This is a genomic window from Denitratisoma sp. DHT3 (genome assembly GCF_007833355.1).
Taxonomy (GTDB): Bacteria; Pseudomonadota; Gammaproteobacteria; order Burkholderiales; family Rhodocyclaceae; genus Denitratisoma.
The window spans coordinates 432,712-445,220 of record NZ_CP020914.1 but is presented as its reverse complement, the minus strand read 5'-3'; the positions used below and the strand labels follow the sequence as shown (position 1 = coordinate 445,220).

Below are 12,509 nucleotides of genomic sequence, written 5' to 3'. Positions count from 1 at the left end.
ATATCTCTGATGCGAAAACGCTGAATCACGGGAGATGTGGAACGGATTTACACTGACTTATACAAAACAACCGAGGAGACGCCGTGAAGATCGAAGCCACCATCACCGCCCCGCCTTCCATCCCGGCACTGGCCCGCCATGCCAGGGAGCTGGACGAACTGGGCTACGACAGCATTCTGGTGCCGGAAGCCGGCCATGATCCCTTCCTGCCGCAGATGATCCTGGCGGAACACACCCGGCGCGCCCGCATCGGCACCGGCATCGCCATCTCCTTTCCGCGCAGCCCCTTCGTCACCGCCCAGATGGCCTGGGACCTGCAACGCTTCTCCGGCGGACGCTTCGTCCTCGGCCTGGGCACCCAGGTCAAGGGCCATAACGAACGGCGCTACTCGACGCCCTGGCCCTCGCCTCCCGGGCCCCGGCTGCGGGAATACATCCTCTGCATGAAGGCCATCTTCCGCCACTTCAGCACCGGCGAGAAACCCGATTTCAAGGGCGAGCACTACCAGTTCACCCTGTGCAATTCGTTTTTCAATCCCGGTCCGATCGAGGGCGTCGACACGGTGCCGATCCATGTCGCGGCGGTCAATCAATACAACTGCCGGCTCGCCGGCGAACTGGGCGACGGCGTGCGCATGCATCCGCTCAACACGCCGGCCTACATCCGCGACGTGATCCGGCCCGCCGTGGCCGAGGGCGCGGCCCGCGCCGGCCGTGACATCGGCGCGGTGGAATTCGCGATCAATCCCTTTTTCATCACCGGCAGGACCGAGGAGGAGTTCGAGGAGTCCAAGCGGCTGATCCGCAAGCACATCTCCTTCTACGCCGCCACCCGCACCTACTCCGCGGTGATGGAGCACCATGGCTGGGGCGGGATCGGCGAGGAGCTGGTGAAGCTGTCCCAGGCCAACCGCTGGGAGGAGATGCCGGCCCTGGTCAGCGACGAAATGCTCGACACCTTCGCCATCATGGGGCTCCATGATGAATTGCCGGCCAAGCTGGCGGCCCGCTATTCCGGACTCGTCACGACCGTCAATGTGGTCTTCGGCCCGCCCTACGCCGAACTGCAGGAACGCCAGCGCCGCCAGTTCGTGGACCTGGGCCGGGTACTGCCAGCGCTGAAGCAGGTCGCTTAAATAAGAACGGCGCTCCCGGGTGGGGCGCCGTTTGGCTAAACGTACGGGTCGCGGGGACCCGCTGTTGAGTCTCAGATGACGCGATCGTTGCGGAGCTTCTGGAGGAGCTGCTGAGCGAGCTCGGCGGGGGAGGCGCCGGAGAGGAACTCGCAATTGCCCTGCACCTCGGGGACGAACTGCTGGGTCAGCACCACGGCCGGCTGCAACTGGTCGGCGGGCAGCAGCGCGGACGCGGCGAGCTCCGTCGGCGCCATCTTGCGCGCCGCCATCTTCGCCTTCGCCGACGGGAAACGCGGCGTGCCCAACTCGTTGCTCACCGTGATCACCGCCGGGGTGCTGCCTTCCACCACTTCGTCGCCGTCCGGCGTGGCGCGCGTCACCTTCAGCACGCCGCCGTTGTATTCCACCGCCCGCGCCAGCGGCGCCACCGCCATCCCCAGCTGTTCGGCGATCAGGATCGGCACCACGCCCTGGTCGTCGTCCGAGGCCTGGCGGCCGCACAGCACCAGGTCGGCGCCGCCGCTGCTCTTGATGTAGGCCGCCAGAAGGTTGGCGATCACCTGGCCGTCGATCTCGGCACCGCCGGCATCGATCGACACGATCTCGTCGGCGCCCAGCGCCGCGCAGTGCTTGAGCAGATCCTTCAGGTCCTGACCGATGGACACGGCCACGATCCTGCAATCCACGCCCGCATCCCTCAGGCGCAGCGCGGCTTCCATCGCCTGCTCGTCGAAGCCGTTGATCAGCCTCGGCACCGCCGCCACTTCCGGCGTCTTGCCGTCCGCCGCGAACTTCAGGTTGCCCGCCAGCACGTAGTTGTTCACCGCGTTGGGGTCCAGCACTTCCTTCACACACACCACGATACGCATACAGAGAATCTCCGGGATAAAAAGCGCTTCCGGGGAAGCAGTCAAAGTCGGGATCGATCGGTCATCCAGGGGCCAAGCTCATTCCAGGCCGGCATCCAGGGGGCGGCCGGTCTCGTCGATCAGGGTCAGGCTGTCGGCGTCGCACCAGACGGCATCGTAGGCAAAACCGGGAGGCTTGCGGGTCAGCTCGCCGAGCAGGTACCAGCGCCAGGGATAGGGACCGAAGTCCCGGTAGTCCCCGGTGAGGGTGCCGGTGAATTCCTGGCGGCCGGCGTACTTGGTGCCCTCCACGGGGCGCCCGCCGTCGCACTCGGCCCGCTGACCCTTCAGCGCCGGCGTGAAGCCGGCGACGAAGGGCTGGTCATCGACCGCCGGCTCAGGCGCCGGCGAAGCGGTCGAAGACATCGAGGGCTTCCTCGACGATGTCGGACAGGATCTGGCGCGCCGGCTTCATTTCCTTCACGTAGTGGATGCCCTGGCCCGCGGCTTCGGTCATCAGGTCCTTGCGCTGGTAGTCCAGCGAGCCCTGGATGTAGTTCGAGGACAGGATCATCTGCAGGGGCGGCTTCAGCGGCTCGGGGGCGCCCTCGGCGAGCCACTCGTTGTGCCACGGGCAGCGCGTGGTGCGCATGGTGTAGCCGGAGATGCAGTTGGAGTAGACGGTGTCGTCGGTCTCGGCCTCGATCAGGCGTTCCTTCAGCGGCAGATTGACGTCGGATTCGCGCGAGGCCAACCACAGGGAGCCGGTCCACACGCCGTCGGCGCCCAGCGCCAGGGCGGCGGCCAGGTGGCGGCCGGTGGTGACGCCGCCAGCGGCGATCACGGGCACGCCGGTGCCGCGGGCCTGGTCAACCACCTGGGGCACGATGGAGAAGGTGCCGATGTTGCCGGTGTGGCCGGCGGCATCGAAGCCCTGGGCGATGATGACGTCGGTGCCGGCCTCGATCTGCTTCTTGGCCTGGCGCGGCTTGCCCACCAGACCCCAGACCTGCATGCCCAGTTCATGGGCGCGCTTGAGCAGGAAGGCGGGGGAGCCCAGGCCGGAGGCGAAGACGGGAACGCGCTCGTCGAACACCACGTCCAGCTGGGCCAGGGCGCGCTTCTGGTCGAGGCCGCCCCAGTGGTGGATGTCGGGCGCGATCTTGGGATCGGGCACGTTGTACTTCTGCTTGATCATCTGCTCGAAGTCGCGATGGCCCGGGGGGATCATCGCCAGCAGTTCGTCGACGGTCTTCTCTTCCGGCACGGAGGACGGCAGCACCAGGTCGATGCCGAAGGGCTTGCCGCCGATGCGCTCCTTGATCCACTTGATGTCGGCCGCGATCTGGTCCGGGGTGTGCAGGGCTTCGCCCAGCACGGCGAAACCGCCGGCGTTGATCACGGCCACCGCCACGTCCTTGCAGTGGGTGAAGGCGACGACGGGATATTCGATGCCCAGTTTCTCGCACAGTTGGGTATGCAGCGGACCGCTCATGAAACACTCCTTACGGGTTCGGTGAATTCAGTGGCGCATGCTCTGCGACCGCGCCTCGATCAGCTCGACAATCTAGCGGCTCCCACCCAAAAAATGAAGCCCCTTCCCCCGCTCACAACCCCCACCCACGCCCCTCTGGCCCAAAATGAACCACGATAGGCCTGATCCGATTCGAGGCCGGTTTTCAGGGGAGGGCCTGCGGCCTGGGCTGCACGGTGGCGACTCTGTTGCGCCCCTCCTGCTTGGCCTGGTAGGCGCCTTCATCGGCGCGCTTGAGCAAATCCTTGGGTTCGGCCATGTCCTGCTCTCTGACGGCTACGCCAATGCTGACGCTGATCGTTCGGTTCACACTCTCAATCGTGCCGGACAACGCAGCCACCCGCTGGCGCACCCGTTCGGCACAGACCAGCGCCGCCTCCAGACTGGTGTCCGGGCAGATGACGATGAATTCATCGCCTCCCAGGCGGCAGATCACGTCGGGCGCACGGATCGCGCTGTGAATCGCGCTCGATATCCGTTGCAAAACCAAGTCGCCAACGTCGTGACCCAGCGTATCGTTGATGGGTTTGAAATCATCCGAGTCCAGGATCATGCAGGACAAGGAACGCCCGCTACGCTTGGCAAGTGACCATTCCTGGTCCAGGCGGTCCATGGCATAACGCAAATTGGGAAAACCGGTCAGTGCGTCAGTCATCGCCATCTCATGCAGGCGCCTGTTCGCCAGCGACAGTTCTTCTGCAAAACGCCGCAACTCGGCCTGGTCCCGTTCATTATCCCGTTGCAGGGCGATCATGCGCTGCCCGGCGGTCAGGCGGGCCGAGATCGTCTTTGGCCGCAGCGGCTTGCTGATGAAGTCGTCCGCGCCGGCCTCGAAGGCTTGCACCAGGTCGTCTTCGTTCTCCTTGGTGGTCAACAGGATGATATAGATCCCTCGCCCATCCTTGGTCTTGCGCAGGGCGCGGGTCAATTCCAAACCGTTCATGCCCGCCATCATCCAGTCGGTGATGACGATGTCCGGCCTTTGCTCGATCGCGATTGCAAAGCCCTCTTCACCATCAGCGGCAAGCAGGACCTGATGGCCGTCATTTTCGATGATCGCCTTGAGCAGCAAGCGGGACGACTTGTCATCTTCAACGATCAGTAACCGCAGCGGTTTGCGCTTCTCGGCGCCATCCATGACGCCATCCGGCGCTTGACTGGCCAGGGTGCCGAACGAGGGCAACGGAATCGACTTGAGATTCAGCATTTCCGCCCACTCGGGCCAGGCGGCGGTCACCTGATCGCACAATTCATTGAGTGTGCCGGCATCGATGGAAAGCCATGCCCCCATGCGATAGAGCTGAGGCAGCTTGGCCTTGCGTTCTGTCGCGGGACTCAGGCATATATCGGCAATGTGGCGAGCCAACGCCAGTGCATGACAAAGAACGTAAGACCGGCTCCCCTCGGGAAATGGGGACATCTCGGATTGATCGTGGAAAAAGACGGCATCCACATATATCTGAGGAATGCCCCATTCATGGAGCAGAGCGGACGATAGCTCTGCATGGTTGAGCAGGAATACCGACCGTTCTAGAGCGATGAGCGATTGATTCCTCTCGTTCTGCGCTCGCGTCAACAGCTCGTCGTACTGTTCCGGGTAGAGGATGGCGAGCGCCAGTTCGCCGACCCGACAGAGCAGGCCGATGCTGAACGCCTCATCCAATTGAGCAGCACGGGTGTGTTGGTTGATGGCCTGGAAGGCGAGGGCTGTGACCAGACTGTGGGACCAGAACGCCGGAAAATCGAAATGCCGGCAGCGCCCCTGCTGAAAATTGGAAATCAGGGAGAAACCCAGGGACAGGTTCCGCACCGAAGAAATGCCGAGGATCATCAATGCTTCGCGTACCGAAACGATCGCCCGAGCCGCGGGGCCGTTGACCAGATTGGCCGCTTTGATCAAACGGCCCACGAAAGCCGGATCGGTGCGGATTACCCGCTCCAGTTCGAGCAGAGTGACATCGTTTTTCTGAGTCAACCGGATGATGTTGAGCGCCGCTCCCTTGGGTGAAGGAAGCTGGCCGGCGCCTTTGACCTTCTCATACTTGGCGGGATCGAAATTGGCCATGTTGTTTTGCTGCATTCAATGGGAAGTGCCGATGAAATCGATCAGGGCCTGATCCAAGGCCTGCAGCGCCTGATTGAGTGCAGCCAGACACGGTGTGGCCTGCTCGAAGTCGCCCTGGGTGGCCAGAAGCTCCAACTTCTGGGCCAGGGCTTCCGCCGGTTCCGCGCCGAAGTTGCCCAGCAGGCCTTTTATCGTGTGAGCGTTGCGTAAAAGCTGCTCCCGGTCCTTACGGGCCAAGGCATCGTGCATGGCATGAATCTGGCGAGGCCAATCGTCACGAAAGGCCTCGCTGATGATATCGATCACCCAGCGGTCCGCCTGTTCCAGCGCCAACCGGTAGTCGAAGGCGGTTGAAGCCGGCGGCGGCGCCACTTCTTCGGTTGAAATCGACGATGCTCCATCCAGCAGGCGATCGAGCAGTGCCTTGAGAGAATCCTGCCTGAGAGGCTTGGACAAATAGTCGTCCATTCCGCCGGCAAGGCAGGCCTCGCGGTCTCCGGCCATGGCGTTGGCCGTCATGGCGACGATGGTCACATGTCCACCCCGCTGCCGCTCCTGTTCGCGAATTCGTTGTGTCGCCTCCATGCCACCCATTTCCGGCATTTGCACGTCCATCAGGATCAGGTCGAAGGTTTCGTGCGAAGCCAGGGCACACGCCTCCCGGCCGTTGTTTGCCACTTGTACGCGATGTCCCCATTTTTCCAACAGGGTCACCGCCAGCTTCTGGTTGACCGGGTTGTCCTCCGCCAGAAGGATGGACAGGGAGCGGGAACAGATGGCGGGTTCGGTCAGGGACGGACGCGGGGGAGGCGCTGAATCCTCCTGCCTGTTGAGACCAGCCGAGATGCGCAAGGCGCCTAGCAGTTCATCGGGGTTGATCGGCTTGCTCAGGTAAGCGTTCAACTCGATCTGCCGCAATTGCTCACTATTATCCCCACGCATGCCGCTGGAAGCCAGCATGATGATTCCAAGCTCCTGGGACCGCTTGTCCGAACGAAGGCGGCGTGCCACTTCAAATCCATCCATGCCGGGCATCATGACATCGAGCAGCACGATGTGATAAGGCTGACCTTCCGCGTCGGCCTGGGAAATTGCCGCCAGAGCGCCTAGACCGCTGGTGGCCAATGTCGGCTGGAGCCCCCATTTACCGAGAAGACTGGTCAGCAATTTGCGATTTGTCTCATTGTCGTCCACGACCAGGATTCGGCTACCCGCCAATTCCGTCAGGAAAGCGGGTTGGCTGGCCTTCTGTTTGCCAGTCCCGAGGCGGACGGTGAAATGGAAGGTGCTGCCTTTGCCCTCGACGCTTTCGACGCCGATCTCGCCGTCCATGATATGCACCAATCGGGCGCAGATCGCCAAGCCGAGGCCAGTGCCACCGAAGTGGCGGGTCGTGGACGTGTCGGCCTGGGTGAAGGGGTCGAAAATGACTTGCTGCTTGTCGAGCGGAATGCCGATGCCCTGGTCGCGCACGGCAAAACGCAAAACGACTTCATTTCTTTGACACCCCACCAGACCGACCGTGACGCGCACCTCGCCATTGCTGCTGAACTTGATGGCGTTGCCAACCAGATTTACGAGGATCTGACGCAGCCGCCCCGGATCGCCCACCAAACTGTCGGGAATCTCCGGGTCCGCGTTGTAGGTCAACTCCAGGTCATGCTGTGTAGCGCGCAGACCAAGCGGACGCAGGGTGGTGCTCATCAATTCGTGCAGCTGGAAGGGAATGTTTTCCAGTTGCACGTGGCCCGCCTCGATCTTGGAAAAGTCGAGAATGTCGTTAATGATCTGCAACAGGCTATTGGCGGAACTTTTGACCAGGGACAGGTATTCGCGCTGTTCAGGAGTGAGGTCGGTATCCAGCGCCAGATCCGTCATGCCGATGATGCCGTTCATCGGGGTACGGATTTCATGACTCATCGTCGCCAGGAAATCGCTTTTCACCCGACTGGCCTGCTCAGCCACATCCCGCGCATTCACCAGATCCGATTCAAATCGCTTGCGTTCAGTAATGTCCTGGAACGCCGCCACCGAACCGACTATCCGATCACCATCCAGCAGCGGCGAGGCAACGATGGAAATCGGGAAGATGGATCCGTCCTTGCGCGTGAAGACGTCTTCCACCGACTGGTACACCTTGCCATCACGGATGGCGAGATACGTCGGGCACTCCTTTCGGGGCAGGGGGCTACCATCCGCCTTTTGGAAATGAACCAGATCATGCAGATTGCATCCTTCCATTTCTTCCCGTGTCCAGCCAAGCATGACTTCGGCTTCGCGGTTGATGAAGGTGCATGATCCTTCCTCGTCCAGGGTATAGACGCCTTCGCCCAGGGTGTCCATGATGCCCTGGAGAAAGCGCTGTTCTTGCTGGAAACGCGCCTCGAGCCGCTTTTGCTGGGTGATGTTGGTACGGACCGAGATGTACTGCACCGGCTGACCGTGATCATCGAGAATCGGCACGATCGTCGCCGCCACCCAGTAGAGGGAGCCGTCGCGTGCCTGGTTGCAGATTTCGCCATGCCACACCTTTCGGGCCGTGATGGTCGCCCACAAATCGCGATAGAAGGCGGGATCATGCTGGTTGGAACGGACGATGCGATGATTCTTTCCGAGCAACTCCTCCGCCGTGTAGCCGCTGATCTCGCAGAACCTGGCATTGGCGTAGGTGATGCAGCCGTCGGCATCGGTAATGCTCAAGATGGCATGCTGATCCACCGCGAATTGGCGATTGCTCAACTCCTTGAGGGTGTGTTCCAGTTTGCGTCGGGTCTCAAGCAGATCGGACACCACGTCGTCGAGGTGCCAGGTTATGGTCTGAATGCCATCCGCTTCGTCGATATGGCGGCCGATGGGCGCCAGGAGACGATTGGCGGTTTCACGCAAGGCATTCAGGGTTTGCTCGCGCAGGCTGGACTCCTGACGCAGCTTGCTGTTGGTTTCGATCAACTCGGTGGAACTCAGTTCCAGACTCCGCCGAGCGAGTTCCAAATCCCGGTCGGCGTGGGTGTAAGCATCATTCACCTGCGAGAAAAAAGCGTCGAGGCCAGCGACAAAGGTCTGCAACTCGACCGGGCTCCCGGCCGCCAGACTCCTCAGTTCTCCTAAGCGTGCAGCCAACGCATCCTGGTCATTGATGCCGAGCAACCGACGTAGTTGCCGCTCAAATAATCGATGAGTCACGACAGTCCTCGTGGATGCTGGTGATGGTCATGGTCTGGTTGTGCAGGGCGCAGCCTCCCTCAGGTGTCACGGGACTGATTTCGCCATAGGAGTAAAAGCCGGTCAGGGTGGATTGTTTGCCCAGCGTCAGCGCCACGGCCTCCAGTTCCTCGTCGACGCGTCCACCCATGACGAGCTTGCGGCCAACGCAACTCACCAACAACGCCAAGCTTGGCCCCCTGCCGCTGTTGCCTTGGCTGACGATCCGGTCGGCTGCAGTTTCGGCGCCGCTCACCAGCCCATCGGTGTTGGAGTGCATCAGGCGCAGGAAGCCATCCGGCTCCACCTCCCCGGCAAGCACCAGGGCGCCGGCCGTCTCATCCACCCCGAGGATGGTACGGATGAGTCCGGTGGACTGACCTTCCCGACGCAGCATTTCGAAGGGGAACAACAAACCGGCGGCAGGCAGCTCTTTGGCGTAATCCCCAAGGTAACGTTTGTACACTGCGAGGGCCGGTTCATTGTCGAGCTCATACAGCACATTGCCGACGCAGCGCGTAACCTTGCGTGTCGGGCCGAACGCCTTCCAGCCGCCGAAACATCCATGGCTCACCGTCAGCTCGTCGCCAACCAGGCCCACCGCCACGATACGGCCACTCGAAGGACCGGCGTTGTCCAGCGTCCATGTTTGAACGAAGGCCCCGCCGTCACCTGCCAGGCCGCCAGAAATCGGTACTTCATCGCCCAGGATTGACGCCATTCCATCTACCAGGGCGGTGCCGTTGATTGCGACCCCTGGACCGAACACGATGGCGGCCTTGAGGCCGGGACCTGCCAGCGCTTGTCCGAGGCGCACACCGGCGGCGCGTGAATCGTTCATGCCTGCCAGCGTTGTAGCCGCTGGGATTGCCCGGCCATGGGAAAACTTGATCGCTGTGACGACTGCGCTGCCATCGCATACATGCTCGCCGGCGATTTCGCCGGCGGTGGAGCATCCAAGGTGGACGGACTGTGCAAATCTGGCTTTCAGCGTTGCGGTCAAGGCGGGCACCGTCATCATGGCAACGCTGCCGAAGACAAGCAGCAGATCCGGCATCCACGATAAACCATCCGCAAAGGCCGTCAAATCGTCAGGCAGAGTCCTCAGTACGGTTTGAGAAATCTTCATTGCACCCTCTGCGAATATCTAGGCATCTTGGAATCGACGACGTATTTCCTCTACCTCCGTCAGGCGGCTAAGGAAGGCATCCACACAGTCGGGATCGAAATGGGAATTCCGGTTGTCTTCCAGAAAGGCCATCGCCCGTTCCGTTTCCCAGGCCTTTTTGTAGGGACGAGTGGATGTCAGGGCGTCGAAGACATCGGCTACGGCGACGATGCGTCCAGGAAGTGGAATCGACGTTCCCGCCAATCCGGCGGGATAGCCGCTGCCGTCAAATTTCTCATGGTGGCTCAAGGCGATCTCGGCAGCCATTTGCAGAAGGGAGGAATCGCTGCCGGACAGAATCTGATGGCCGATGGTGGAATGCTGCTTCATTATGGCGAATTCGTCTTCGTCGAGCCGCCCCGGCTTGAGCAGGATGGAGTCTGGAATCCCGACTTTGCCGACATCGTGCATGGGCGCCGCTTCCAGCAGAATATCCAGCTGTTCCATGGGAAGACCGAGGCGGACTCCGATCAACCAGGAAAAATGGGCCATGCGCTGGATGTGAGCTCCGGTTTCAGGATCTCGGAATTCGGCTACGCGAGCCAGGCGAAAAATGGTCTCCCGCTCCCGTTGTACGATTTCCTCGGTGGCCTTGACGACCTCTTCCGCGAGCCAGCTGGCACGATCCTCCAGCCGCTTTTGACTGGTGCGCAAAGCCAGCATGTTGCGCGCCCTGGCAAGAAACTCGGTCTTGTCGATGGGCTTCGAGAGAAAGTCATTCGCGCCATGTTCGAGCGCCCGATGGCGCACCGCAGTCTGATCGTTGGCGGTGATCATCAGGACGGGAATATCCGCGCATCCAGGCGTGGCGCGAAAACGGCGTATCAGCTCCACGCCATCCAGGTCCGGCATCATGTAGTCGACGATGACCATGCCCGGAATCGACGTCTGGCAATGTCGCAATCCGGCAATCGGATCGGCAAACAACTGCGTGGTGCATCCCTTCAGCAAACCGACCAGATGGCGCAAAAGCACCAGATTGACTTCGGCATCATCAATGATTACAACCTGCATACGATTCCTGAACTCAGTGGTATCTCTATGTCTTTAGTTATACTTTCAACATGATCATCCACCACCGATCTTCGAATCAAGTTCGCAGAACCGCGAATTTACGCTGATGGGAGCACAAGCAATCGGTGTTTCAGCGCGCTTTTGGCGAGCCACCCCACGCTTGGCAATATACAGAAGCGTGCCGACGGGTGCCGGCGGCGTCCGTTGTTGCGTCATTCGTTTTCGTTGTCATCCGAGTCGTCCGGATCGTCATCGAGTTCATTGTCTCTGAAGTCGGTGAGTTTTTTGCCGGTCCAGCCCTTGAAGGCACGGCGGAAGTTGGAGACGGAGGAATAGCCGAGGATGAAGCCGATCTCCTTGGGGGTGAGGGAGGTGTATTGGAGGTACTGGATGGCGAGTTCGCGGCGGGTGTCGTCGAGGATCTGCTGGTAGGTGACCGCCTCCCGGACCAGCCATCGGCGCAGGGTGCGCGAGCCCATGTTGAGGCGCTCGGCCATCTCCTCCAGGGAGGGGAACTTGCCGGGGTTCTTCACCAGATAATTGCGGATCCGGTTGGACAGGAGATCGCGGTCCTCCTTCTGCGACACCAGCAACTGGCACTGGCGCTCGCACAGCTTGAAGACCTCCTCGTTGGCCAGGCTGATCGGGTCCTGCAGCCGGTTGACGTCGAACACCACGATGTTCTTCGGCTGATTGAAATACAGCGGGCAATTGAAGCGCCGCATGTACGGCGTCAGGTCCGCCGGCGCCGGATAGGTCACGTGCAGCTCCAGCACCGGGAAGGGCCGGTTGGTCAGGCTCGACGACAGCTCCATGGTGCGGCTGACGAACTCCTCCACCGCGAAGCGCATCAGATCGCCCAGCAGGAAGGAATCGCGCACCTCGAAGAACCAGCGCCCGCCCTGGATGTGGCCCACGGCATGGACGATCATGTCGTTCAGGGCGCCGTACTTGTTGAACACCTCGCTGGACTGCTTGAGCGTGGCCGAACTGAGCGCCGCATAGCCCAGGATGCCCAGATTGCTGATCTTGAACTCCGCGCCCAGCATGATGCCCAGGTAGGGATCGCCGGTCAGGTCCAGCATGTTCCGGATCATGCGCCGGAACTGCTCGGGCAGGATGCGCCGCGAACCGTCCTGGAGCCGCGCCTGGTCCAGTCCCGTGCCCGCCAGCACCTGTTCGGCCGAGAACCCCCGGCTGCGCATGCGGTCCAGGTAGAAGCTGAGCCGACTGGGAGATTTCAGATGATCGGACATGGCAACCGGAAGTCGAGGACAGGGAAGCGGTACAGTGGCCGGCGGGGCCGGGAAACACCGAACCCAGGGCCCATGAGAGACCATGAGGCGCGGGGAATATACCGCGCCCAGGCCACGGATGTCCAGATATGACACAAGTTCGCCGCGAGACATGCCCCCCGCACACCGCGTCGGCCGGGGGCGTCCGGGGTGCGCGGGAAACGGCCAAAGGGAGCGCCGGCCTGAGCGGATAAAATCGGCACGGGCGCCGGCCGGAGATCGGCCGCTGCCGGGGCTGTCCGCAAATG

The 12,509-nt window shown here is 61.7% G+C and carries 9 protein-coding genes; 1 reads left to right on the top strand and 8 read right to left on the bottom strand.

The window, feature by feature from the left end; all coding sequences use genetic code 11:
• Positions 1-83: 83 nt before the first annotated feature.
• Positions 84-1,136, top strand: coding sequence for a TIGR03617 family F420-dependent LLM class oxidoreductase (locus B9N43_RS01995; RefSeq protein ID WP_186453942.1), 1,053 nt, complete (start codon positions 84-86; stop codon positions 1,134-1,136).
• A 71-nt stretch (positions 1,137-1,207) separates the two neighbouring features.
• Here the strand turns inward: B9N43_RS01995 and B9N43_RS01990 are convergent, their stop codons facing one another.
• The 8 genes from B9N43_RS01990 to B9N43_RS01955 all read right to left on the bottom strand — a co-directional run bounded on the left by B9N43_RS01990 (position 1,208) and on the right by B9N43_RS01955 (position 12,222).
• Positions 1,208-2,005 carry an electron transfer flavoprotein subunit beta/FixA family protein gene (locus B9N43_RS01990; protein WP_145840667.1) on the bottom strand — a complete coding sequence of 266 codons (798 nt, stop codon included), beginning with the start codon at positions 2,003-2,005 and terminating at the stop codon, positions 1,208-1,210.
• Between the two features lie 78 nt (positions 2,006-2,083).
• Positions 2,084-2,410, bottom strand: coding sequence for a hypothetical protein (locus tag B9N43_RS01985; RefSeq protein WP_145840666.1), 327 nt, complete (start codon positions 2,408-2,410; stop codon positions 2,084-2,086).
• The gene (locus B9N43_RS01980) at positions 2,382-3,479 is read right to left on the bottom strand and encodes a nitronate monooxygenase (protein ID WP_145840665.1); all 1,098 of its coding nucleotides are present in this window, start codon (positions 3,477-3,479) and stop codon (positions 2,382-2,384) included. The genes B9N43_RS01985 and B9N43_RS01980 overlap by 29 nt, the downstream gene beginning before the upstream one ends.
• Positions 3,480-3,663: 184 nt before the next feature.
• Positions 3,664-5,583, bottom strand: coding sequence for a diguanylate cyclase (locus B9N43_RS01975; protein ID WP_145840664.1), 1,920 nt, complete (start codon positions 5,581-5,583; stop codon positions 3,664-3,666).
• Between the two features lie 15 nt (positions 5,584-5,598).
• The gene (locus tag B9N43_RS01970) at positions 5,599-8,766 is read right to left on the bottom strand and encodes a response regulator (RefSeq protein WP_145840663.1); all 3,168 of its coding nucleotides are present in this window, start codon (positions 8,764-8,766) and stop codon (positions 5,599-5,601) included.
• Positions 8,747-9,913 carry an FIST signal transduction protein gene (locus B9N43_RS01965; RefSeq protein ID WP_145840662.1) on the bottom strand — a complete coding sequence of 389 codons (1,167 nt, stop codon included), beginning with the start codon at positions 9,911-9,913 and terminating at the stop codon, positions 8,747-8,749. Before B9N43_RS01965 ends, B9N43_RS01970 begins: the two co-directional genes overlap by 20 nt.
• Positions 9,914-9,931: 18 nt before the next feature.
• Positions 9,932-10,966: an HD domain-containing phosphohydrolase gene (locus tag B9N43_RS01960; RefSeq protein WP_145840661.1), complete on the bottom strand. Its 1,035-nt coding sequence runs from the start codon at positions 10,964-10,966 to the stop codon at positions 9,932-9,934.
• 212 nt (positions 10,967-11,178) lie between these two features.
• Positions 11,179-12,222, bottom strand: a complete 1,044-nt coding sequence (locus B9N43_RS01955) for an AraC family transcriptional regulator (RefSeq protein WP_186453941.1) — start codon at positions 12,220-12,222, stop codon at positions 11,179-11,181.
• Positions 12,223-12,509 lie beyond the last annotated feature (287 nt).

Excerpts from the sequence above, each read along its gene's own strand:
- B9N43_RS01955 (WP_186453941.1), bottom strand. The coding sequence starts at position 12,222 with ATGTCCGATCATCTGAAATCTCCCAGTCGGCTCAGCTTCTACCTGGAC.
- B9N43_RS01985 (WP_145840666.1), bottom strand. The coding sequence starts at position 2,410 with ATGTCTTCGACCGCTTCGCCGGCGCCTGAGCCGGCGGTCGATGACCAG.
- B9N43_RS01960 (WP_145840661.1), bottom strand. The coding sequence starts at position 10,966 with ATGCAGGTTGTAATCATTGATGATGCCGAAGTCAATCTGGTGCTTTTG.
- B9N43_RS01975 (WP_145840664.1), bottom strand. The coding sequence starts at position 5,583 with ATGGCCAATTTCGATCCCGCCAAGTATGAGAAGGTCAAAGGCGCCGGC.
- B9N43_RS01965 (WP_145840662.1), bottom strand. The coding sequence starts at position 9,913 with ATGAAGATTTCTCAAACCGTACTGAGGACTCTGCCTGACGATTTGACG.
- B9N43_RS01990 (WP_145840667.1), bottom strand. The coding sequence starts at position 2,005 with ATGCGTATCGTGGTGTGTGTGAAGGAAGTGCTGGACCCCAACGCGGTG.
- B9N43_RS01980 (WP_145840665.1), bottom strand. The coding sequence starts at position 3,479 with ATGAGCGGTCCGCTGCATACCCAACTGTGCGAGAAACTGGGCATCGAA.